The organism is Pseudomonas sp. 8 R 14, from assembly GCF_900005955.1.
GTDB classification, from domain to species: domain Bacteria; phylum Pseudomonadota; class Gammaproteobacteria; order Pseudomonadales; family Pseudomonadaceae; genus Aquipseudomonas; species Aquipseudomonas marginalis.
On record NZ_CVTH01000064.1, the window covers coordinates 12785 to 34390 of the forward strand.

Consider the following 21606-nt stretch of genomic DNA (forward strand, 5'->3'; position numbering starts at 1 on the left):
GGCCACAATCACGTGGGCCAGCAAGCCGGTGGTGGGGATGCCCTTGTCGATCACCTGTGCCGGCAACGGTGCTTGCGCTCTACTCCCTAGCAGTAAGATCAGACCGACTCTTCACAATCACCGTGGCAAAAGACGTAGGCCTAGCGTCTGACTTCCACCTTGTAAAACAAAGTCTCAATCATCAGTCGACGTCGGTCGGACAACACAGCACCATCGATCTGGCTTGCCAGTCGCACGTAAAATTTGCATTCCCGCTGGTTGGCCAGGTCAGAAATTGGACGTGCGGCTTGAAGAAAGTCTTCATAGGAGCGCGTCGTTTTGGCCATAAGTGCAGTGAAGTTTGGCAGCGCTTCCGCGTCTGCTGTCCGCGTCGATGGCCAGGCCGGCTCGAAGCTAACGGAGTCATCTTTCAGAAATACTGTGAGGAACATTTCTGCTTTGCCCGCCTCATTAGCCCAGCAAGGCGGGAGATCGCCACCTTTGCCTTTGTTGAGCTTGTTTTGGAGGAACTGAACCTGCCCCTTCAAATCGCTATTTGTTTTCTGCAGCGTCGCAGGGTTGGCACCTTGCTTTTCTGCCAATGCGAAGGCGTCAGCATTTTTCACCACTTCTGAAATTTGCTCTGCCGTCAGGTCACCTTTCTGCCCCATGGCGGACTTCAGTGATTGCTGGGTCTCTTGAAGAGCTGCAACTCGCTTAACGACGTCAGTGGGCCGAACACCTCCATCGGGGTCAGCCACCAATTTTTTGAGCTGCTCAAAAGACATCATTGTCTCAAGAACCAACCGCTTGGCCTCCTCTCCTTTAGAACCACCGCTCGCTTCTTGCAACGCCTTGTCGATAGCAACCATCGTTGAGAGTTGCTCATCTTTTTGAGTCAGCAACACCTTCAGCCGGCCAGCCTCTTCTTTGGCTTTGGACGCGTCGATGAGCTTTGAAATGATTTCGTCAGGATTCTTCATTCCTATGGATTTCAGCCGTGCTCTGAGATCATCAGTCGCAGCCTTGATTGCCAGTTCGCGCTCATCAAGACTCTGCACGCTGGCGAGCTTGCCCGCCATCTCGTCGTTTTTCTGGGTAAGTTGCCAAACCTTGTACCCCATGAGCAGCAATAGGATGAAGCAAAGGATGATCCATATTTCGGTGAGCGATAGCTGGAAAACCTGATCATTTTTAGAACTCATCAAGCAGTTCTCACGTCAGCCACGCCATCACTGGTACGCGTTGAATCGACCACATTTTCGCCGCTAGAGAAATGGGCTACCTCATTGATCACGCCTGGAAGAGACACCGGATTGGCGCCCTGCTCAATCGCGCTTCTTAGCTCATCAAGCATTTGAGATTGAGCCGCTCCCAATTGTTGAGTACTGAGCTCAATGTGGCTAACGAGCGTTCTTTGCACTTCGTTGCTGGCTACAACTGCATCGACTAGGGGAGCCAGGTTCGTCTGCATGGAGTCAGCAAGTGTCTCGACATTTTTCATGCCGGTTTCACCGATGGTTTTTAGAGACTCCGCCACTTCACGCGCAAACCCTTCTACAGCTCTGTTATCCGTTACACTGAGGCGCAGCTCATCAATTTTCTGAACGATTTGAGAGAACACCTCCTGGTTGGCTTTCATGTCAGCCATGAATTCCTCCCGTTGATCGTCCAAGGAGTCCAGATACTCTTTCTGAATGCGTTCAACTCGCTCCATGACGTCATGACTCTGAGACTTCATCGATTCGATCAGTCGGTCTTGGCTTTCGACGATCGAGCCGACTGCTACAACGGCGTCGCCGATAGTCTGCGTTTTGGTATTCAGACTGCGGATCGCAGTGCCGACCATACGAGCAGAAGTTTTGACATCCAGGGCTAGCGCGGAGATGTCCTCGTTGAGGCTATCCGTAGCGCCGGATAGGGTAGTTATCGCGGGATTGAGTTTTTGAGTGAACAGATTATCCGGGAAAATCGTGTGCTCCAGCCGCTCACCCGCTTTCTTGCCAAAATCGAGCGCGTGCCCCTCCATAAGCGTTAGCGTAAGCGCGCTCTTCTCAGAAAGCCCAGCGATGGTGTCCAGCATCTGCTCGCTGGCCTCGCTGGCATGGCTAAGCATGCGCTCAAAAGCTTGGTTGCTTTGAGCGGTCGCGTTGCTGAAAAAAGCATCCATGGAATTAGTGCTGTGTTGAGCGATAGCCGTAATTTGCTCATGAACGCTCTGCACTGCTTCCTTGGAAGCTGCCATCACTTGGTCTCTGAAGACGGCAAGCTGTTGACTCGAAGCGTCAAAAGCCATGGTCAGCTCTTCAGCTGAGCGTACTGCGCGCTCCTCGACACTCTTGACCGCATCGTTGGTATCGACTTTAAAGCCTGTGTGCATCACTCGGGCAAGCATACCCAAAGCAGTACTGCACATGGCTGCGCCGAAACGCATGGCCATGCCATACAGGTTGTCACCCATCGACTCGATGTCGAGCAGGCAGATGATGATGCTGACGACGGTGAATAGAAACCCGAGGTAGTAAACAGAGTCTGCAAATTTGGCGAGGGTGAGTTGAGTATTCCACTTTTCTCTGACGTGAAAACCCACTACCCAATAACCGACCATCACAATCAGCGGGATGATGAATCCGAGCCAGAACGGCTCTTTGAGTGCAAAGCTCGCTGTAGCGAGTAACACCTTGAGTACGAACGCGATGAAAAAATACGTTTGAACTCGCTGCACCAGCTTCTGAGCGTCCAATTTACAGTCCCTCCATGGAGCTGATTCCGTCCACCGACGCTTCGTTGGCATCGAAGTAATTCGCCCAGAAATCTCCGAGGCGATTGGTTTGAGCGGTTTTATGTTCGTTGGCAAGTAGGTTGATCGTCACCACCGCCCCTTTCAATCCTGGTGCCTGCGCATTTCGACCATATGGCGTTTTGGCGAACTCTCCAAAAGACATCAGAGCGCCTTTGTACATCGAAAAATCAGGCATGTTCGCGAGCATGTCCGAGTAGATGATGAGCTTGCGATCGCCGTCTACGTTCGCATGGGAAAAGCCGTTGATCCCCACCAACTGAAGCATCTGAAAAATCGGGGAAAGCTTGCTGTGTTGGTCGAGGGGAATTTTGCGTACAACCTCGTGCAACGGATTCTCAAATTTTTCGTTAAAATCTCGATCTACAAATTTCTTGGTCGCTGTTAACTGACTTCGGTCTTTCCACTGTCCCGGGTTGCAGCGTTCAAAAATCGGCTTTTCATTTTGCTCAAATTTCTCCCCGAGCAGAAAAACGGACAGCAGATATCCCTCAGGAATGTCCGTCGCAATCATGCTTTTGAGGCGCTGGGTGAGAGCAGCCTTCTGAGTGAACGGAAAAGGAGAGGTGTTATCAATCAACACAACGACATGGCCCTTTGGGCCCTTGGTCGGACACAGGGTAACCTTGTCCATAGTGTCTTGCGCGAGCTTGAAATTAACGTAGGCCCATGCTCCAGCCGATAGCGCAATGAGGATCACTACAGCCAAAATCCATGTGCCAGCGTTACTCTTGCGTTTGGCGTAAACCGACATAACTAATTTCCTTACACCAAATCTTGCAATGGTTGAAGCTGGATATTTTGCTGATTGAACGAGGCTTGTATCTTTCCTCTCATCGGCTCGACCTGGGCCACCATCCTGCCCAGCAGGCTCTCTTGCTCTTCGAGTTTTATCTCGTCACGCGAGACATCGAAATCTGGCATCTCAAGCTCACCAAACACGACTGGCTGATCAAAGTACTCGGGCGCAGGGCTGCCTGATGGACGCGCCATCATATTTTCGTTCTGATAAAACCTGGTCAGGCTCTGCAACGTTTCGTCAGCCATAACCAAAGTTTCAGCAACCTGCTTTTTCACGATTGCCTTCTGATTCATGTTGTATCTAAACGCGTTGATCTCTTTTTCGGCCCCCTGTACGGCGTTGTCAATTTTCTGCAAAACGTCGGTTTTCTCAACTTCTAGCCTGCTACGCAACTCGTCAACGAGCTCGATATAAACATGATGGGCTTCAGAATATTGCTTCCAGACGGGTGCATATCCTGGGTAACTATCAAGTAGCCGGTAACCCTTCCATAAGCCGACAACTCCAAAGAGGAGTGTCCCGAAAAACAGAACCAGGGATTCTAAGTCTTGGATGGGAAATGTACCTGACAGAATATTCTGAACTGCGAGTGGCAACGGATTTTGGGAGCCATCTTCACTTACGCTTAGCACATGACGAACAGCGGAAATCAATATCGCGAGCGCCAGCGTCACGGTCGCGGCAAATGAAAAGGACACCCACCCCCAGAATCGAAAAGTAGCTTTGACGTGGTTCTTGTAGCGAAATACAAAACCGCACAAGAAGCAGATGAGAACGTTGAAAAAAGAGAGAGCGAAGGCCATCGAGAAACCGCTGAGCAGTCCCCCCTCAAGACCAGAGCCAAAAAACGTCGCATTGAGCGCACCTTCTGCGACGCAGCATGCGATGACGATCAAGACTTGCAGGAAAATATAGGCGCCGCTTGGGGTTTTCGCAGAGATGTCTAATAACCGATGCTCTTTACGAAAGGCTGTCAAAATTTGAAACTTCGTCTTCACATCGGTGGCGAAACTTGTCATACGCCCTTCCTCACGAGTGAGGTGATGATCAGATGAGCGCACAAACTCATTCCCCAGCTCAATCGCGCGGTTCATGTCCACCGTAATATCGATGGAGTCAAGACGATTTTGGATCTGTTTAATGCGCTGCTCACCGTACTTTACAGTCTGCTCGCGCATCCTTCCGAGCTCTCCCCGGACAGCATGCTCAGCATGAGTCAACTGAGTGGCACTATGTGCGGGAATCCCTTTGGCACCGTTTTCCTTAGCGATCCTCTGAAGATCGAGTTTCTTCTTCAGCTTTTCAGGGTCGATTTTGGGAATGAGGGGCTCGGTAGCCTCTGTTTCTTGTCGTGAAAAAAAAGCGACAATGGCTGCGAGGACTTTTTTAAGAAAACGCATCGAAAATATCCATACTCATTTATTTTTAACGTCGCTTCACATTCCACCGAGCAAGCGAAGCGAGCAGCAGGCCGCCGTTTCGTGTTTTCAGAGGGGGGATTCGGTTGCGCTCGTTGTCCGTAACGCATGAGGCCAGCAAGTAGCCATCATGATATCGAAATGATGACCTCAGCAGTTCCCGGTGGCAAGTGCGAAACGGACATTGTCGACTGATGGCTGCAAATAATGAGCCGCTCGTAGGGGCGCTCCTCGCATCAATGTCTTTTAACTGTCGTCCAAGAGGAACGGTCGTCAAGGGTTCAGAAATCGGTTACTCGACAATACATATCAATATTCCTTGACCAACACGTTCAGTTGAGCAAAACCTCCAGCCCCATGCCTATTAGGAAAACCCTGCCCTTCTGTCCTATACCACTGCTGTCAGCCAAGGACGGGGCGTGAACAGTTGGCTAATTCATGCCAAACGTCACTCAGCAAGTCACTCAAAAAAAATCGTTGGAATTTTTCCTTCCAGCACTACTCATTTGGCTATGAGCATAAGGAGGAACTAATGATCCAAACTGATATTTTTGTCATCGAATAGTGGGCTAGGCTAAGCGGCATGCATTAACAGAGGCCTTGATATGAGTTTGGATAAGCAATCCCGCACCATCCACCTCCATTGCCCGACCTGTGCTGGCACGACGTTCGAAAGCGAGTCGCCCGAAAGCCACAGCGTAACCTGCACTGGTTGCGAGCGCGTGATCAGCAGGGAAGAGTTGCGCCGCGAGAACGAGGAGAACATCCAAGTACATCTTGGCGAGATCAAAAAGGAGGTTTCGAAGGCAATGGCTGAAGATTTGCGTAAGCGTCTTCAAAAAGCGTTCAAGGGCAGCAGAGGGTTCAAGCTCAAATGATCAACGTCACCTTCGAATCCGGAGACATCATCGCCACCCTGGCTCTGTTTTTTTCCGTGTACGCCACTTTCAAAACCGTTCAGTTCAACAACCGACAGCAAGAGGTCATCAAGAGCCAAGCGCAACTGAATGAGCTGCTCCTGAATAAAGAGACCGCTGGTGTAGAACTGGACAAGCAAGCTGACCTAGGGGCGACATTCTTGAAGCTGGGCAATAGCAAATATCGGCTAAAGGTCTTCAACAAAGGAAAAGCCCCTGCGCACCATGTAACGATTTACTTCCCCGAAGGAAACGAAGTCATCCTTGAAAGTGACATTGCAAGCAAATTTCCGCTTCAACTGCTCGATGTGCATCAGTCGGTAGAGCTAATTGCCGCCGTTCATTTGGGTACAAAATCAAAGCACTTGGTAAAGCTTGAGTGGGAGGATGGGCGTACGGGCAGGGTCGCGAAGGAGTTATGGGCTACCTTGTGAAAAATTGGCAGCCGTAGGTAATCACCCTCAATTCAGCAGTGTGCAAGTCAGCACGCTACTTCGAACCGTCACCAGCCATAGCTCCCGATTGATGGAGGGCTACTGGATTCGCGGCAGATCGGTTCCCTCAAGTAGACCCCAGCGGAGATCATGGCAGCCCGAGGGCGTTGGACAAATGGGAGATGCGGGCATAGGTTTTGATGGCCTTTTGCCACCCTTGCAGCTGCGTGGCCTGACCGTTCCGGGCACCCTCTTCGCAGACAACACAACTAACCAGTTCAGGGAGGCTGGGGTGCTGCAGAGCGCTTGGCACTGAGCCAGGGAAGCCCAGTTCGCGCGGTCAATCTAGGCATGCCTGGAGCTGAGTTGCCAACGGTAAGAATTCCACTTTACAGTACTCGTTTCGCTCACTAGGGCTTGGATCATGGAACAGCCAAAACGGACTTTGCACGAGCTCAAGATTGCACTCGCGATCCTTCGTATGAACGCTATAGCGGGGTCTTCCCGCCATCGGGTGATCAGTTCAAGTGCGCTGTTTTTCTGCTGGAGAAAAAGTCCACCTGATACCCTGATTGAGGTGCTTCGGGCCCGCATAACGGGACGATACGCAATAGACACCTTTGAAGATCTTCTGAAAAGGGTTGAAGACATCAGCCTTGGACAAAGGGCCGTTGATGTAGAGGCATTTCTAAGCGCCCGGATGCCCAGCGGAGCTAAAATTTCGTCAGCAGTCAGAAATACTGATTACAAGAGAGCTTTAGAGGAAGCAGTCGATATTCCACAGGAGCTTCACCCGCCCCAAGAGTGCGGGATACACTCTAGAGAGGCCCCTGACGGCTTGCTGTATGACTTCAGCTCCGAAGTTTGCTACAGCCGGAACCCTGTACAACAGATTTACACGACCTATCCAATCTTTTACGGGACGGATCGTCTGCAGGAGCCTGGCCGCACAGTGAAATTTAGTGGGTTCAGAAGCGAAGGCACGATCGCCTACGGCGTCGCTGAGGTCTCTATCCCTCATATCCACCGTGAGGGTAAGCTTGAACGACCTTGGCTTTGGCCTACCCAGACAAAGGGCAATCCCAACAAACACATCGTCGTCCACAGTAGTGCGCTCCTGGATTTGGATGCATGGTTCACAAGCGCCAAGGAGTATCTGAGCCATCAAGGAATAGGTCAGGATCCCTCGAAGAAAGAAGGCCTGCTATTCATCCACGGCTATAACGTCGGCTTCGACGCTGCGCTGTGGCGTGCAGCACAGCTCTGCCACGACCTAAAATTCCCAGGCCTGATGCTGTGCTTCTCCTGGGCGTCACTGGGTACGCCGGCGGGCTATCCCGCCGATGAAGCGACTGTAGATTGGTCAGCAGCCAATCTCAGGCAGTATTTGACTCATGTGACAGAGCAGCTGGGGTTGTCAGCCCTGCACATCGTCGCACATAGCATGGGTAATAGAGCGCTCCTGTCAGTTCTGGAAAATTGGAAGCACAAGCCTGGCACGACCCCTATCCACCAAATCATCCTGGCGGCCCCAGACGTGGACACTAGCCGGTTCAAACAAATTGGACAGGTTTTCGATACCTTTGAACAAGTAACGCTCTACGCCTCCCGGCATGATAGAGCGATTGCAGCGTCCAGATTCGTTCACAGTTATCCCCGAGCAGGGGACGCCAATCCGCCATTGGTCATGAGCTCTCTGTCCACCGTGGATGCATCTGCTGCGGGCAAAGACATGTTCGGCTTAGGCCACAGCTACATCGCCGATGTGTCCAAGGTGTTCCGTGACTTGTTCTACGTCGTCAGGCACCGGCACAAACCTGACCAGCGTGCGGGCATCACTAAGCGAGAGGAAGGTTACTGGGAGCTCACATAGCCCGAGCGACGGGGCCGCATATTTGACCTCCTTCGCTGCATATCGACTTGGCCGTGGCTGGTTCCGAACAGTCTGATCTTGATGAATAATCAGGTAGGAAGTAAGGGGTCGACGAGCACACTGGATGCGGGTGCCGTGCGGAGGCACAACTCGATGCAGCGCTACTGACAGTCATCCCAAGTTCAAGCCAACGCTGGGTAGCGCTGGAATACATCTAAGCAGGACTGGAAGATCGAGCCGATCCGGCATCATCGTTGAAGAAACTCCTGACGCGTCCCATTTGCATGCATCAACTCAACATGGAGGTTCTGTCGCCCGACCACCACCGCCAGCAGCGGGCGCCGATCAGTACGGCCGTTGGCCAGAATCTCCCATTCATCCAGGTCAATCTGTGAAGGGCTCGGCACCTCTTGCGGGTGGGTGTGCCACTCTCCGATGTATCTAACCAAGCCATTGGTCTCCTGCCAGCGCTTGTCTGCCAAACTCTTGTGACCATGGATCATTCGCTCGAAGAAATAGCGCAACCGGCGATCCTGGCGAGTCGGCTCGCTGGCCTCCAAGACTTCGAGATGTTTTCCGCGTACATGCCCAAGAAGAATGCCTCCGGCCTCCGTTCCATCATCGCTCTGAATATGGCGCTCGAAAATCTCCAAGACACTTTGGCTGAAGTATACAAACTGCTCATCTTCTGGCCTTCGCCATGTAGTCATGAACCGCATGCTCCTCTTTGTCCGAGATTTCCAACTCGAACCATTCCTTCATTTTCAACGGGTCAGAAATGATCCATTTGTCCTCGCAAGCGAGAAGAATTTTGTCCGAAGGTAGTTTCTTCCAGCAGTCCTGCTCCGAGTTGGTCGCAAGAGCTTTGATCGCCGTGTAATTTCTCGCCTCCATACTGTCTACGATCTTCAGATACTGATCATCCGGGATGGCGTAGAGCGGAAGATCAATATGGGCAAAAGTCGAGATTTCTATGCGCAAGCAGGTCGCTTTTGAAGAAAGCTCCCAGCCTTTTTCATCGCACAGCGGCTTCAGGACATCCGATACCGCAGCCCGGAAATCTTTGATCGCCATGGTAGGTCGGTTCTCCTCCGTCACAATGCTCATCGGCAAGTAAACGCCGTCATCGACGTCGGACTGCTGAGGAGGGGTTTGGCATGGACGGTTGAGTGTTTTGTAAGCCCAGGAGCCCTGAATGAAGAACTTGGGATTGCACTCCTTGCCTTCATAGCCCCGCTCGCGAAGCGCTCTCGGCAGCTTGGAGGGTGTCACGGTTGCAGACCGTCTCTGTGAAACCTCCGGTAACGACCAAAAGCAGCCAGAGAACATCAAGCTGTGGGTGATCAAGAATGGCTGGCTGCCCAAGACTGCTGAGCGGCTGGAGGTCTTGGCTGAAAAGGCGTTCGCTTTGCGTTCAAACCCGAAGCTGGATAACCCAGAGCATGCCGAGCAGAGCTATCAGCGCTGGACTGATACGGCTAAGTCAGCCTGATAAAGGTGTGAGCAGGCGCCGGATTTGGCACCAACGTGATATTTGGCACTCCTGATAAACCAGAGCAGAATCAATATGTTGCGCTATTTTTCGGTGCCAAAGGCTGCGCTAAGGAAAATGGGGATTTTCTTCATTCTTACGCAATATGCAGGCTATTTGGCATTCAAAATCGTCTCTAGCCCGCATGTTTACTGGGGATGCCAAAGACAGCGCCCCACAGTGCCAAATCCACCGCGTCCTCACAACACGCCACCACTGACGGGCAGTAGCTATAGGCAAGCGGTGCGGGCAGCCGTGAAGGATGGACGCCCGCAGGGCCAAGACTGGCCCTGCGGGGGCCAGGCTTGGTTGACGACAGCCTGACCGCAAGGGCACGGCCAAGGCCAAGGCCTCATCAAATAACTGCCAGATGAACAGCACACGCCCTTACACGAACTTAAGTGCATTTGTGGCCAGTAACGCCATGATCATCACGAGGTACCGCTACACAAGCCCACAAAGGTGGATAACACTACAACCCAGGATTGAAATCAGAATCGCGAGTGGGTGCCCGGAAATAACCCCTGCCTTTCTGCAGCACCCGATCTGCTTCAGGAATATCAAGCTGGATGATCGGCGGCGCCACGCCCTTCGTTACATGCAGCCGAGACTCTCGGGGAGGTTGTAGAGCCTCCATAAACCTCAAAACGAGCTCAGTACCAGGATCATCGGGACTGGCTGCGAGCTCACGTGCAAACTCGCGCAGCTCCACCTGCCCTGAGGCGCTTCCAATGTCAAAATTCCGTCCCAACACTTTCCTCGCAGCCTTGGCAAGAAGGAGCGTGGTTTCTTCAGCACTATTCATCAATTCTTCTCCAGTCTTGCTTTCAGCCTAGCATGTGAGGTTAGGCTGACGTAAAGGGGTCAGGCTCGAATACCTCAGCACGCACCTACTCGGCGACATAGCCCTTCCGTCGATACGGGTCATTGCGCTTGATAATCACCGCTGCACCTTCACGCTTGAGCAGCATGTACCCTTTCCTGTCTAGCCAGCGAAACGGAGTAATTGGCAGGGCTTTGAATCCGATCGATTTAAACCCCAATTTCTTGTAAAGCTGAACCAGATCTTTACCACCATTAGCCGCAGCATGGAGGAACAGCGATCCATCCAAACCTGCCCGATAAGAAGCGATAATGGCTGCGTCAAATAGTGCTTTTCCAACTCCTGCCAGGTTCAGGCTCCCAAAGTACTCATCGTAAAACTCAGTAGGAGCCCCAGAGATATACCAGGTGTACGTTTTGGTACCGAATGTGTCTGCATTGCAAAGGTACTGCGGCACCAGAGTCATCACTCCGACCGGCACCTCCTCCCCCCGATCGTTACGCGCAATCATCGTCAGGCCATACGCCGGATGCGCACTTCTGGTTCTGAAGTGCCCATAGTTATGCACACTCAGCAACTGGAAGCTTCTATTCCAGTTCCAATTCAGATCAGCGCGGATGTCTTTATTTCCACCTTGCGAAGCAGTGCGATAATTCCTTTTGATGATCGGTTGAACGTGGTCATGCCACCAAGAAGCGTGATCGGCTGTCATAGGGACAAGCTCGACCTCGACCTGCCCCATGGATTTACCAACGGGCGAATAGGCTTCCACATAAGAGACGTAGGGTGGAACCCTGGCTGGATCAGCGTAAATAGCTTCGAGCACTACATCTGATTCGTCGAGCGCAGAGAACGGGGGGACTTCGTTTGACGATGACAATGCCATATTCCTATTCAACAGCCGAACGGCTATGGGGCCATTCTGGCGACCTAAAAATGGATGCGTCAAGGCACGAAACGCTCTGAATCGATCGTTTCGGTGAATCCTGCATCTAACTGTCAAGCGATTTCCCTATGATATGAGCATCATTTCATGATGTGCTCAGCGGGATTTTCCCCATTGAGGATTGACAATCAACAACTCAGAATCCAGGACTGTCCGCGAAATCAGCGACAAGGTTTCCAGCGACGGGCGTGCTCGGATAACCCTGCTGAGCTCCTGAGTGTCGATCTCCTTCAGCCTTAACTGGGTCTTGAGCCGACGCACCTTCGCGCCCTCCACCGCCTCAATAATTTCCTCCCCCAGCCTTACCACTCCCTCATCATCCAAAGGCTCCGTTGCAGTCATGTTGACCTGCCCATTGAGGAACCCACTCAACTTACTGAATTTGACTGAGACTGGATCATCTGAGCAGCGATATGCCGGGCCACGCCGGTTAAATACGACATAATGACTCTCTTCATCTGTAATCTCCCCGATGTCCGAAGGCTTAAATGCCATAGAATTATCGAGGATCGCATCATTCAGATAATGGGCATTTAACTCTGCACATTCATGGAAGATCGGGGCTGTGTAGGCAACAAGATTCCCTTTGCTTTCGAGCTCAAGGAGTAAATTGTGCTGATCTGATCGCTTGAGAGAATGCAGATGCCAGCGATAATACGCCCCACCCATAAGGTCGTGCTCTTTGCAATTTGTCCGCGCCATGTAATGACTCAGCTTAAATTGCAAGAAAATCGGAATACCACCGACAATCTTAACATCATACCCTCCTCCCGCCTGACCTTCAGCGTACAGCGTCGGGAATAGCGGTGCAGCGGCGATCGAGCTTCCCAGCAGCTTCACGACCTCGTTGGTCACTGCATAGCCATAAGAAAACTCGGAGATGTTAGGCGTCATGGATAATCCTTATCTTAGTTCATGCTCTGCCACGGTTTTAGAGTGACCGCGCGACGACACCGCCGCTTGTTCTTCCGGGATACCAGGCAGCTAGGCTGCCCTGTTGAGATTCGTCGATGCGCCGGTAGATATCGACGTACTCATTGCCATACGTTTTTCCGTGTTCTTTAGTAGGGATCACGAAGATGCTGTCATAGCTCTTTACACCATCAGCGTAACCAATTTCCCACGGACACCAGCGTGACGCCAAGGCATTGGGCGTTGCCAGGAATAGAAATAGGTCAGCCTCCAGAATCCTGCTTTTGATCATCCTGGCAGTGTTGCCATTGGTGCGCTCTGGCATCTCACTGTCCATCCAGTCGACGTACAGATGGAGACCTTGATCTTTGAAGAACTTCAACAATCCCTCAACCGCTATTCGATCCTTATGGCTATGGCACAAGAACGCTGTTCTGTAGCCGAGCGTACGGGCATTCTGAGAGTTCGAGGCGGTGGTGTAATAACGACTGCGCGAGCCTGCAGATCGTAAGGTACCGAGATCAAGGGGCATTGCTAGCTATCCTGTGGTGTTGCCGGAACGGGTCAGTGGTATCTACTCGTATTCTAAGATGACGGCATTGCTAAGCTGTCGGGATGGCTAGAATGTCCTTATTGCTAAGCCATCCGGGTAGCCTAATCGTCCGGGTTATGGGGCCGTCCGGACTTTTAAGCTGCAGGCGCTCCTAAGATGCGCGTCGCAGCTATGATCGAAGCGAATACAGATCCATGAAAAATGATCAGCGTCTTGGAGAAGACAGCCTTGAAAAAGTCCATATTTCCATTTTTGACGTCAAGCGCCATGGCAAAGTCGACGTTATCCGGCTCCAGTAATCTGATCTTGTCGTAGAGACGTCGGTAGTTACGCTCCAAGGCCAGGAAATAACCATCCAACCCCCACAATGCGATCGCTGGCACAAGAGAATACTGGGCGAAGCCCTTGCTGTCTTGAGCAGCTGCGAGCGCAAAAAGTCCAGAAATCAGCAGCACCGACCAGCCTTTAAGGAGGAAGGAGTTTGTGGACAATCGGTTGACAATACCTTGGACGAACTCCAGGTGCTTAAGCTTCCTATCCAATTTAGTAGGCTCGATTTGGGTTAGCATGGAACTGACGAATTGCCGAATTAAAGCTTGTGCCATCATCAGAATTAGGGCGAGACTTCAGCCAATTCATGAATCTGGAAGACGAGACAGACTTCAGATGCTCTACAGGCGCAGTATGAAAAATTGGGACTGATGTGCTGAGCGACTCCATGGCCGCCTCAAGCATAATGTCTTTATTCCGCAATCGCCATATCATATGACTAAACATCAGCTCCATATGAATCCAAGGTGAATGCGTCATGTTCTTCCCTTGAACAGAGTTCTTGGTGGAAACAGAGCGATCCGTATTTAGAAACAACAGAGTGGAGGACTGCATGATCATTTTCTGCAGCGCGCCCGCCAATATCATATGAACATGGGCGGCAGATCGGTTAGCGCGCTCGTAGTCAAAACTCTCGCCTGGCACCGTTCTAGAGTACTTCTCATTAATCACCCTAAGCAGCTCATAAGACGACCCCCAAACAACGGAATCTACAAAAGCATTGACGCCTTTTTGTCTCAGCTCGTGGGCAAGCTGAATGGCCAAATCCTGATCATCGAAGGAATGTGAAATAAAAACATCACAGCTCACCTCTGGGAAGAGATGATTAGCAATTAGTTGCGCATCAATACTAGTACCGTCCTTCATGAGGTACGATTTCAAGCTAACAATTTTTCTTGAAATTGCGCTCTTATGCGCATCAACAACCACTGACGAAACCGGCAGACTCACGCGATCCAAACTTAGATCAAAACCAAAATGCATTATTAAATTCCCTTTAAATCATCATTAATACGAAACTTCGGAGCAGTCGGTTGACGTTCGTGCTTATGGCTGAGCCCAAGCCCAGATGAGAACAACCCTACATAATCAAGGAGTTCATCATCTTCGTTTTCGGCCAAACCCTTAATTTCCGCCGCCGCTCCCCCTGGACTTTTCAATGCAAGAACTGTAGCTAGCGGGCATTGCTGCTTGAAGAGTTCGTACTCCGTCACAATCCCCTCCTTGCCACCAATGAAAACCGCACCGTCGTAGTGATAGGTGCTGAACATCTGGTTTCTCATGATATCAAGGCTAGCTTGCAGATTTTCGCCAACCGGGGTGGCAATGAAATTGGCAAATTGCAGGTTGTCTTCAGGGAAGCTCTTCGAGAAATGCTTACTTTGGAAAATTGTTACGGCATTCTGGTTCTCAATTCCCAGGTCTTCACACGCAGCCAAGATCAAGGGCGAAATGGACGGATGACCACCGAAAACCAGATGCTTACGACCCAGCACCGAAAACAGGAATGAGCGCAGGGCGGCCTGGATCAACACCGGATCGCACTTTTTATAGAATGGACTCTCGATGTCGGGAACGCTGGCGGATAGAAAAATGCTGCTCATTGTTTATTCCAAAATTGTGATTGGCAATGCGCCATGGTGAGTTGTGGAGAACATCTCCAGTCAACAGCTGTGAAGCAGTTGTTCAAGTCACCGCACATGATTCAGGCCAATCAGTAAACTCCCATCCCGCGTCATCCGTAGATATCAAGCGAACCTGTTGGGTAACACACGCCTGCAGCCAGTCCATGTGAGCACGCCATTTGCGCTCTTTAATGCCCACCTGGTTGTAAACGACCGCTACGGGTGGATGGTGCAAATCAAGAGTTGCCTCGTGCAACGCATAGCTCGTCGGCACACCCATTTCGGGATACACGACAATCCGCTTCCCTCCGACAGAGACAATCAGGCTACGGCGCACAGAGTATCCTTGGATCTCCCCGCCGCACTCCGCAATTGAATTGCGCAGCTTCCCCACCAACCGGGAGTAGCGCTGCGCGACGCTCTTGGTTCGCAACATCTCGACCATATCGATGACGCTTTTCAGCTCGGCTTCCTGGAGCTGCTCCAGAGCATTCAAGGATTCCGGGGTTAGCGAGATCTCACCGCAGGCGGTTTGCTTTGCCTTAGACTCCACACCTGGCCAACCTACCCGCAGCACACACAGACCCCGCAACGTGGCCCTCGCGAATTCCTGAATTGTCCAGCGGCTATCGAAGTAATTCTTAGTATCCAGGTAGACGATCACATCCGAATCGCAAAGGCGCTGCCAGAGCACCTCTTGGAAGTGCTCACCCGGGAGGATGTCGTGGGTGTCGAGAAACACATCGTACTGACGGGCGGACAAGGCCGCGTAGAGCTGCAGGGCGGCATTTGTGGATTCGACGCGACGGTAGCTGAGGAAGACCCGCCGCTGCTTCGGAACGAGCGAGGCAGCCTCCAGCAGAGCAACTGCGAGGCTTGCGGGGCCCGCTTTCATGTCGAGGCCGTTGAGACCGCCCAGCTTGCCCGGAAACTCTTGGGGCAGTCGGGTCTTGCAGGTCGCTACGGGAACCAGGGGTATGCGGCGCTTTATGAGCTGCTCTACCGAGGCTTCCTGGTCTGCACCAATCTCGAAACAGAGCGCTGCACAGCAACGGTCGATTGATGGGCGGAAATCACTGAGGCGCCCCTCGAACAGGCTTACGTCCTTGCCAAGCGTCAGGCCCAGTTCTCTCAGGCGGGCCGATATTTGCTCCCTGAGAACTGCCGCAACCTCCTCGGGGAGGTTACCCAGAAGTGCCAGGCAATAAAAAGGAACCTGGTCTATCGCTTGATCAACCACTTGGTCTTCCATGAGCTGCTTCCGTAACGTACAGGCATTTTGATGGCCATATGCTAACCAAAATGGCAGGGCTTGTGCTCGGAATCTTGCATCGGAAATGTCGAGCTCCGGATTTCGTGCGTAGATTGGTATGCCTGGAGCTGGAGCAGGCACTGGCATTGAATTCGCAAAACCTTGAGCCTGGGCGGTGGGGGGGGGGCGGCTCAGCGGCGCCGTGCTGATGGCTTCTAAAGGTTGAAGGCTGGCAAGGGGCTGCGCGGGGGAGTGAGCGTCCTGAAAAGCGAGCTTGGACTGGAAGCCAGGATGAAAACGTAAACCCATACGGCCCAGTATTCATAGGGTTTAAGAGGTGCTCAGCCCATTCTCATAAGGGGACTAGCGGGGAGAAACGGGTTTTCTGAGGGAAAGGGGTTTACGTTTTTGAATCGAGGGAGGGCCTGGCATAGGGGGTTTACATTTTTTTAAGCGCTGATGCTATACTGAAATCCAGAGTACATGATCACCACCTCCGAAATCCCCGTAATATGGGGATTTCAACAAAAAATCAGAAGCTCAGGCTGAATCCGGAAGAAAATCCTGGCCGTTTACGTTGAGAGCCGAGGAAAAACAGAACTCTGGTAAAACGGTCGCAGATCACCACGGCACCGCGGGCCAGGGCCGGACGAATCACCTCGGCCAGGTGCTGGGCACGGGCAGCGAACACCAGCAGCAGCTCGGTGTCCGGGTTCATCTGTTCTTCGCCTGGGGCCAGCAACACGTCACGGATGCGCTCGGCCAGGGGTGTACCGCCGGGCTCACGGGTCAACACCACCTCGACACCTTCAGCGCGCAAGCGGCCGGCCAGGTAATCGCGGTTGGTGCTTTTGCCGGCGCCTTCGGGGCCTTCCAGGGTAATAAACAAGCCAGTCACAGGCAGTCCTTAGTCAGAGTCATTGCGGGCTTTGTGGCGCGGCGGCATCCGGCGCGGGCTCGGCGGGTGCATCAGCAGGCGGCGCCAGGTCTTCCGGCGGTTTTACCAGCGGTGCCGGGCTTGAGCGGTAATCGGCACGGCGCTTGAGCTGGAACTCACGCACAGCGGCATTATGCGCACCCAGGTCATCGGAGAAAATATGGCTGCCGTCGCCACGTGCGACGAAATACAGGCTGCTGCCCGGCACCGGGTTCAACGCGGCATGGATCGCCTCGCGGCCGACCATGGCAATGGGAGTCGGCGGCAGGCCGGCCACCATGTAGGTGTTATAAGGGTTGGCTTCCTTGAGGTGCGCACGGGTCAACTTGCCGTTGTAGCGCTCGCCCAGGCCGTAGATCACGGTGGGGTCGGTCTGCAGCAGCATGCCGATCTTCAGGCGGCGTACGAATACCCCGGCAATCTGCCCGCGTTCTTCCGGCACACCGGTCTCTTTCTCCACCAGGGAGGCCATGATCAAGGCTTGATAGGGGTCGGTATAGGGCACGTCGGCGGCGCGCTTGCTCCACTCCTGGGCGAGGACATCATCCAGGCGGTTATAGGCTTTCTTCAGGAACTCGACGTCGGTCATGCCGCGCACGAAGCGGTAGGTATCCGGGAAGAACCGACCTTCGGGGAACACGCCAGGATGGCCGAGCTTGTCCATCACTTCGCTGTCACTCAGGCCCGCCAGGGTCTGCACGATCTTTTCATGCTTGGCCAGGGCCGAACGCACCTGGCGGAAATTCCAGCCCTCCACCAGCGTCAGGCTGTATTGCACCACTTCGCCGCGCTGCCACAGGCCGATCAGGCCTTCGGCGGTCATGCCCGGGGTCATGCGGTATTCACCGCTGTGCAGCGGTTGACCGTCCAGGTTGAAGCGCCAATACAGGCGCAACCAGAACGCGCCGTCGAGCACGCCATCGGCTTCCAGGCGATTGAAGGTCCCGGTGGGCGTCGCCCCGGCCGGCACATCGAGCAATTGCTCCTGGGTCAGATTCAACGGCTGCTTCAAGGCAGCGTCATATTTCCACGCGGAAAACCCCAACAGCAAAGCCGCCGAGAACAGACCGATCAGCAGCAGTACAACCAGTTTTCGTATCAACTCAAATATCCAATAGCGCGCGAACAATGCCCTGCAGTTTACGGGTGAGCGGCCCAACCGACCAGCTCATCGCAGCGCACCCACGCACCGGCCAAATGCCATATACGCTGTTGCACATAAAGACTTCGTCAGCCTCCCGCAATTGCTCAAGGCTGATGTCAGCCACGGCTACCGGGATGCCCAGGGCGCTCGCCTGAGCCAGAATCTCGGCGCGCATGACGCCTGCAACGCCGCAACGATTCAGATCGGCGGTTAGTAACAAGCCATTACTTACCAGGAACAGGTTGCTGAATACGCCTTCGATGACACGCCCGGACACATCCAGCATCAACCCTTCGGCATATTCGGCATCCTGCCATTCCGCACGGGCGATCACCTGCTCGAGGCGATTGAGGTGCTTGAGACCGGCCAGCAGCGGCTGCTCGGCCAGGCGGGTGGCGCACGCAAACAGACGAACACCGTCGGCTCCATGGGCCTGGGGATAGGTAGCAGGCGGATTGCCCTGCAAGATACGACGCACTGGCGCCTCGGGGTTGATGCCATAACCGCGCAGGCTGTCGCCGCGGGTGAGGATCAGCTTGAGGACACCGTCGCCGAGAGCGGCGCCATAGGCCTGCACTTCGCTGCGGACCAACGTCTGATCCACAACGAGAGCGAGGCGCCTGCAGCCCTCATCCAGGCGTTGCAGGTGACGGTCAAGCAGCACGGGCTGCCCGGCCTTGACGGCGATGGTCTCGAACAGGCCATCACCGTACGCCAGGCCGCGATCTTTCAGGGGCACGCTGTCCCCTGGCTGACCGTCGACCCAGCTGTGCATCACTCGGCGAACCGGCGGAACACCAGGGAACCGTTGGTGCCACCGAAGCCGAACGAGTTGGAAATCGCAACGTCGATCGGCATCTGTTGCGGCTCATGCGGCACGAAGTTCAGGTCGCAGCCTTCGTCCGGCTCATCGAGGTTGATGGTCGGCGGAGCGACCTGGTCCTTGATGGCCATCACGCTGAAGATCGCTTCTACCGCGCCCGCCGCACCCAAGAGGTGGCCGGTCATGGACTTGGTAGAACTGACCGCCAGCTTGTAGGCGTGCGCGCCGAACACCGACTTGATGGCTTCGGCTTCCGCCAGGTCGCCCGTCGGGGTCGAGGTGCCATGGGCATTGATGTACTGCACCTGGTCCGGGTTGACCTTGGCATCGCGCAAGGCGTTGGTGATGCAACGCGCAGCGCCGGCACCGTCGGACGGTGGCGAGGTCATGTGATAGGCGTCGCCACTCATGCCAAACCCGATCAACTCGGCATAGATGGTGGCACCACGCGCCTTGGCGTGTTCCAACTCTTCGAGCACCAGGGCACCGGCGCCGTCGGCCAGTACAAAGCCGTCACGGCCCTTGTCCCACGGACGGCTGGCACGGGTCGGCTCGTCATTGCGGGTCGACAGTGCACGGGAGGCGCCAAAGCCGCCCATTCCCAGGCCACAGGCGGCCATTTCAGCACCACCGGCGATCATCACGTCGGCTTCGTCATAGGCGATGTTACGCGCCGCCATGCCGATGCAGTGGGTACCCGTGGTGCACGCGGTAGCAATCGCGTAGTTAGGCCCCTGCGCCCCCAAGTGGATGGACAGGAAACCGGAAATCATATTGATGATCGAGCCAGGCACGAAGAACGGTGAAATTCGACGAGGGCCGGAATCATGCAGCGTGCGGCTGGTTTCTTCGATATTGGTCAAACCGCCAATACCCGAACCCATGGCCACGCCGATGCGCTCACGGTTGGCGTCGGTCACTTCCAGGCCAGCGTTACGCACTGCCTGGAAACCGGCTGCCAGGCCGTATTGAATGAACAGGTCGAGCTTGCGGGACTCTTTGATCGAGAGATATTCCTCGACATTGAACCCCTTTACCGAGCCGCCAAAACGGGTGGAATAGGCAGAAAGGTCCGTGTGTTCGATCAGACCAATACCACTGCGGCCAGCCAGAATGCCCTGCCAACTGCTCGGCACATCCGTACCCAGTGGCGACAACATACCCATACCGGTGACTACGACGCGTCTACGCGACACAGCACTCTCCTTTTTCTAATGACGACACTTTGCTTCAGAGCTTACTTTTCATCAGCGCTAAAGAAAAAACCGCACGCCGTTACAGCAGTGCGGTTTTTCCCTAACAGCAGGCGACGACTACAAACTATTACGCCTGGTGGTTCGTAACGTAGTCGATAGCAGCTTGAACAGTAGTGATTTTTTCAGCTTCTTCGTCCGGGATTTCGGTCTCGAATTCCTCTTCCAGAGCCATCACCAGCTCAACGGTGTCAAGGGAATCGGCACCCAGGTCTTCTACGAAGGAAGCAGTGTTGACCACTTCTTCTTCTTTGACGCCCAGTTGCTCGGCAACGATTTTCTTGACGCGCTCTTCGATGGTGCTCATACCTTGTTTAACTCCTAATGGACAAATTCAGGCAGCTGGCCAGTGGGTAAGTGTATAGAAAGCCTTTTCAGCTTTTCAACTGAAAGCTTCACCCTGTACCCGGTTTGCCACCTGCCTATAAATTAAGTTGCAGCTTTATAACGGATTTTAGACAGCTCGTATGACATTTTTTTGAAGCGATCCGTCACAATTTAGCTCATGTACATCCCGCCGTTCACCGGGATTGTAGCCCCAGTCACGTATGCCGCACCGTCGGATGCCAGGAAAGCGACCACATTCGCGATCTCTTGAGCCTGGCCCAGACGGCCCAGCGGAATCTGCGTCAGCAAGCCTTCACGCTGTGCTTCCGGCAGTTCGCGGGTCATATCGGTGTCGATGAACCCTGGGGCCACCGAGTTGACCGTAATCGACCGCGAACCGACTTCACGCGCCAATGCACGGCTGAAACCTTCCAGGCCGGCCTTGGCGGCTGCATAGTTTACTTGGCCTGCGTTGCCCATGGCACCCACTACGGAGCCAATATTGATAATTCGACCCCAACGGGCCTTGGTCATGCCGCGCAAAACCCCCTTGGACAGGCGAAACAGACTGTTCAGGTTGGTATCGACCACGTCGTACCATTCGTCGTCTTTCATGCGCATCATCAGGTTATCGCGGGTGATACCGGCGTTGTTCACCAGAATTGCCGGCGCACCGAACTGTGCGGTGATCTCGGCCAGTACGGCAGCCACGGACTCATCGCTGGTCACGTTCAGCTCAAGGCCGGTGCCTTGAACGCCGTTTTCCTTCAGGGTCGCGGCGATACGCTCGGCGCCCGAGGCAGAAGTGGCGGTGCCGATCACGACGGCGCCCTGACGGCCCAGTTCCAGGGCGATGGCCTGGCCAATGCCACGGCTCGCGCCGGTAACCAGTGCAACTTTACCTTGCAGACTCATGCAGGCTTCTCC

At 53.8% G+C, this 21606-nt stretch carries 23 protein-coding genes and 1 pseudogene; 4 read left to right on the forward strand and 20 right to left on the reverse strand.

Features of this window, described 5'->3' with window-relative positions:
* Positions 1-140 precede the first annotated feature (140 nt).
* From BFQ01_RS16825 to BFQ01_RS16840, 4 genes are read right to left on the reverse strand one after another with little or no spacing between them, the layout of a single operon-like run.
* Positions 141-1184, reverse strand: coding sequence for a hypothetical protein (locus BFQ01_RS16825; protein WP_065889595.1), 1044 nt, complete (start codon positions 1182-1184; stop codon positions 141-143).
* Positions 1184-2722, reverse strand: a complete 1539-nt coding sequence (locus BFQ01_RS16830) for a hypothetical protein (protein ID WP_065926147.1) — start codon at positions 2720-2722, stop codon at positions 1184-1186. The genes BFQ01_RS16825 and BFQ01_RS16830 overlap by 1 nt, the downstream gene beginning before the upstream one ends.
* A gap of 1 nt (position 2723) precedes the next feature.
* Entirely contained in the window at positions 2724-3533 is an 810-nt protein-coding gene (locus BFQ01_RS16835; RefSeq protein WP_065926148.1) for a hypothetical protein, read from the reverse strand.
* Between the two features lie 11 nt (positions 3534-3544).
* On the reverse strand, positions 3545-4981 hold the full coding sequence (locus BFQ01_RS16840; RefSeq protein ID WP_065889589.1) for a hypothetical protein: 1437 nt from the start codon (positions 4979-4981) through the stop codon (positions 3545-3547).
* 623 nt (positions 4982-5604) lie between these two features.
* Between BFQ01_RS16840 and BFQ01_RS16845 the strand changes: the two genes are divergently transcribed.
* The 3 genes from BFQ01_RS16845 to BFQ01_RS16855 all read left to right on the forward strand — a co-directional run bounded on the left by BFQ01_RS16845 (position 5605) and on the right by BFQ01_RS16855 (position 8223).
* Positions 5605-5877: an ECs_2282 family putative zinc-binding protein gene (locus tag BFQ01_RS16845; RefSeq protein WP_065926149.1), complete on the forward strand. Its 273-nt coding sequence runs from the start codon at positions 5605-5607 to the stop codon at positions 5875-5877.
* A complete protein-coding gene (locus BFQ01_RS32940) occupies positions 5874-6350 on the forward strand; it encodes a hypothetical protein (RefSeq protein ID WP_232241696.1) in 477 nt (158 codons plus the stop codon). Before BFQ01_RS16845 ends, BFQ01_RS32940 begins: the two co-directional genes overlap by 4 nt.
* A 424-nt stretch (positions 6351-6774) precedes the next feature.
* A complete protein-coding gene (locus BFQ01_RS16855; protein WP_065926150.1) occupies positions 6775-8223 on the forward strand; it encodes an alpha/beta hydrolase in 1449 nt (482 codons plus the stop codon).
* A 248-nt stretch (positions 8224-8471) separates the two neighbouring features.
* On the opposite strand, the gene BFQ01_RS16860 is transcribed toward BFQ01_RS16855, so the two are convergent.
* A complete protein-coding gene (locus BFQ01_RS16860) occupies positions 8472-8933 on the reverse strand; it encodes a Mov34/MPN/PAD-1 family protein (RefSeq protein WP_370671264.1) in 462 nt (153 codons plus the stop codon).
* A complete protein-coding gene (locus BFQ01_RS16865) occupies positions 8905-9495 on the reverse strand; it encodes a CBASS cGAMP synthase (RefSeq protein WP_065926152.1) in 591 nt (196 codons plus the stop codon). Before BFQ01_RS16865 ends, BFQ01_RS16860 begins: the two co-directional genes overlap by 29 nt.
* On the opposite strand from BFQ01_RS16865, the gene BFQ01_RS31610 reads away from it, so the two are divergent.
* Complete coding sequence (locus BFQ01_RS31610; protein WP_083244890.1) at positions 9482-9715, forward strand: hypothetical protein; 234 nt, start codon at positions 9482-9484, stop codon at positions 9713-9715. The genes BFQ01_RS16865 and BFQ01_RS31610 overlap by 14 nt on opposite strands.
* 511 nt (positions 9716-10226) lie before the next feature.
* Here the strand turns inward: BFQ01_RS31610 and BFQ01_RS16870 are convergent.
* From BFQ01_RS16870 to fabG, 14 genes and pseudogenes are all read right to left on the reverse strand, one after another.
* Positions 10227-10559, reverse strand: coding sequence for a hypothetical protein (locus BFQ01_RS16870; RefSeq protein WP_065926153.1), 333 nt, complete (start codon positions 10557-10559; stop codon positions 10227-10229).
* An 85-nt stretch (positions 10560-10644) separates the two neighbouring features.
* A complete protein-coding gene (locus BFQ01_RS16875) occupies positions 10645-11463 on the reverse strand; it encodes a GNAT family N-acetyltransferase (protein ID WP_141691283.1) in 819 nt (272 codons plus the stop codon).
* 156 nt (positions 11464-11619) lie between these two features.
* Entirely contained in the window at positions 11620-12417 is a 798-nt protein-coding gene (locus BFQ01_RS16880; protein WP_065926155.1) for a hypothetical protein, read from the reverse strand.
* 37 nt (positions 12418-12454) lie between these two features.
* Positions 12455-12967, reverse strand: coding sequence for a toll/interleukin-1 receptor domain-containing protein (locus BFQ01_RS16885; protein ID WP_065926156.1), 513 nt, complete (start codon positions 12965-12967; stop codon positions 12455-12457).
* A gap of 155 nt (positions 12968-13122) precedes the next feature.
* A complete protein-coding gene (locus tag BFQ01_RS16890; protein WP_256097748.1) occupies positions 13123-13443 on the reverse strand; it encodes a hypothetical protein in 321 nt (106 codons plus the stop codon).
* An 88-nt stretch (positions 13444-13531) separates the two neighbouring features.
* Positions 13532-14302 carry a toll/interleukin-1 receptor domain-containing protein gene (locus BFQ01_RS16895; RefSeq protein ID WP_065926158.1) on the reverse strand — a complete coding sequence of 257 codons (771 nt, stop codon included), beginning with the start codon at positions 14300-14302 and terminating at the stop codon, positions 13532-13534.
* A 2-nt stretch (positions 14303-14304) separates the two neighbouring features.
* Positions 14305-14922, reverse strand: a complete 618-nt coding sequence (locus tag BFQ01_RS16900) for an SLOG domain-containing protein (RefSeq protein ID WP_065926159.1) — start codon at positions 14920-14922, stop codon at positions 14305-14307.
* Between the two features lie 82 nt (positions 14923-15004).
* Positions 15005-16195, reverse strand: a complete 1191-nt coding sequence (locus BFQ01_RS16905) for a toll/interleukin-1 receptor domain-containing protein (RefSeq protein WP_065926160.1) — start codon at positions 16193-16195, stop codon at positions 15005-15007.
* Positions 16196-16760: 565 nt separating this feature from the next.
* A pseudogene (gene tmk / locus BFQ01_RS16910) lies at positions 16761-17093 on the reverse strand (dTMP kinase); the annotation flags it as partial.
* 19 nt (positions 17094-17112) lie between these two features.
* Positions 17113-18234, reverse strand: a complete 1122-nt coding sequence (gene mltG, locus BFQ01_RS16915) for an endolytic transglycosylase MltG (RefSeq protein ID WP_065926161.1) — start codon at positions 18232-18234, stop codon at positions 17113-17115.
* 1 nt (position 18235) lies between these two features.
* Positions 18236-19051 carry an aminodeoxychorismate lyase gene (pabC, locus tag BFQ01_RS16920; RefSeq protein ID WP_065926162.1) on the reverse strand — a complete coding sequence of 272 codons (816 nt, stop codon included), beginning with the start codon at positions 19049-19051 and terminating at the stop codon, positions 18236-18238.
* A complete protein-coding gene (gene fabF, locus BFQ01_RS16925; protein ID WP_065926163.1) occupies positions 19051-20295 on the reverse strand; it encodes a beta-ketoacyl-ACP synthase II in 1245 nt (414 codons plus the stop codon). Before fabF ends, pabC begins: the two co-directional genes overlap by 1 nt.
* A 127-nt stretch (positions 20296-20422) precedes the next feature.
* Positions 20423-20659 carry an acyl carrier protein gene (gene acpP / locus BFQ01_RS16930; protein ID WP_003442511.1) on the reverse strand — a complete coding sequence of 79 codons (237 nt, stop codon included), beginning with the start codon at positions 20657-20659 and terminating at the stop codon, positions 20423-20425.
* 191 nt (positions 20660-20850) lie between these two features.
* A complete protein-coding gene (gene fabG / locus BFQ01_RS16935) occupies positions 20851-21594 on the reverse strand; it encodes a 3-oxoacyl-ACP reductase FabG (RefSeq protein WP_065926164.1) in 744 nt (247 codons plus the stop codon).
* Between the last annotated feature and the right edge of the window lie 12 nt (positions 21595-21606).

What these genes read in the sequence shown, in the direction of transcription:
- BFQ01_RS16825 (WP_065889595.1), bottom strand. Translation starts at nt 1,184, where the DNA reads ATGAGTTCTAAAAATGATCAGGTTTTCCAGCTATCGCTCACCGAAATA.
- BFQ01_RS16835 (WP_065926148.1), bottom strand. Translation starts at nt 3,533, where the DNA reads ATGTCGGTTTACGCCAAACGCAAGAGTAACGCTGGCACATGGATTTTG.
- BFQ01_RS16840 (WP_065889589.1), bottom strand. Translation starts at nt 4,981, where the DNA reads ATGCGTTTTCTTAAAAAAGTCCTCGCAGCCATTGTCGCTTTTTTTTCA.
- BFQ01_RS16845 (WP_065926149.1), top strand. Translation starts at nt 5,605, where the DNA reads ATGAGTTTGGATAAGCAATCCCGCACCATCCACCTCCATTGCCCGACC.
- BFQ01_RS32940 (WP_232241696.1), top strand. Translation starts at nt 5,874, where the DNA reads ATGATCAACGTCACCTTCGAATCCGGAGACATCATCGCCACCCTGGCT.
- BFQ01_RS16855 (WP_065926150.1), top strand. Translation starts at nt 6,775, where the DNA reads ATGGAACAGCCAAAACGGACTTTGCACGAGCTCAAGATTGCACTCGCG.
- BFQ01_RS16860 (WP_370671264.1), bottom strand. Translation starts at nt 8,933, where the DNA reads ATGACTACATGGCGAAGGCCAGAAGATGAGCAGTTTGTATACTTCAGC.
- BFQ01_RS16870 (WP_065926153.1), bottom strand. Translation starts at nt 10,559, where the DNA reads ATGAATAGTGCTGAAGAAACCACGCTCCTTCTTGCCAAGGCTGCGAGG.
- BFQ01_RS16875 (WP_141691283.1), bottom strand. Translation starts at nt 11,463, where the DNA reads ATGGCATTGTCATCGTCAAACGAAGTCCCCCCGTTCTCTGCGCTCGAC.
- BFQ01_RS16880 (WP_065926155.1), bottom strand. Translation starts at nt 12,417, where the DNA reads ATGACGCCTAACATCTCCGAGTTTTCTTATGGCTATGCAGTGACCAAC.
- BFQ01_RS16885 (WP_065926156.1), bottom strand. Translation starts at nt 12,967, where the DNA reads ATGCCCCTTGATCTCGGTACCTTACGATCTGCAGGCTCGCGCAGTCGT.
- BFQ01_RS16895 (WP_065926158.1), bottom strand. Translation starts at nt 14,302, where the DNA reads ATGCATTTTGGTTTTGATCTAAGTTTGGATCGCGTGAGTCTGCCGGTT.
- BFQ01_RS16900 (WP_065926159.1), bottom strand. Translation starts at nt 14,922, where the DNA reads ATGAGCAGCATTTTTCTATCCGCCAGCGTTCCCGACATCGAGAGTCCA.
- BFQ01_RS16905 (WP_065926160.1), bottom strand. Translation starts at nt 16,195, where the DNA reads ATGGAAGACCAAGTGGTTGATCAAGCGATAGACCAGGTTCCTTTTTAT.
- pabC (WP_065926162.1), bottom strand. Translation starts at nt 19,051, where the DNA reads ATGCACAGCTGGGTCGACGGTCAGCCAGGGGACAGCGTGCCCCTGAAA.
- acpP (WP_003442511.1), bottom strand. Translation starts at nt 20,659, where the DNA reads ATGAGCACCATCGAAGAGCGCGTCAAGAAAATCGTTGCCGAGCAACTG.
- fabG (WP_065926164.1), bottom strand. Translation starts at nt 21,594, where the DNA reads ATGAGTCTGCAAGGTAAAGTTGCACTGGTTACCGGCGCGAGCCGTGGC.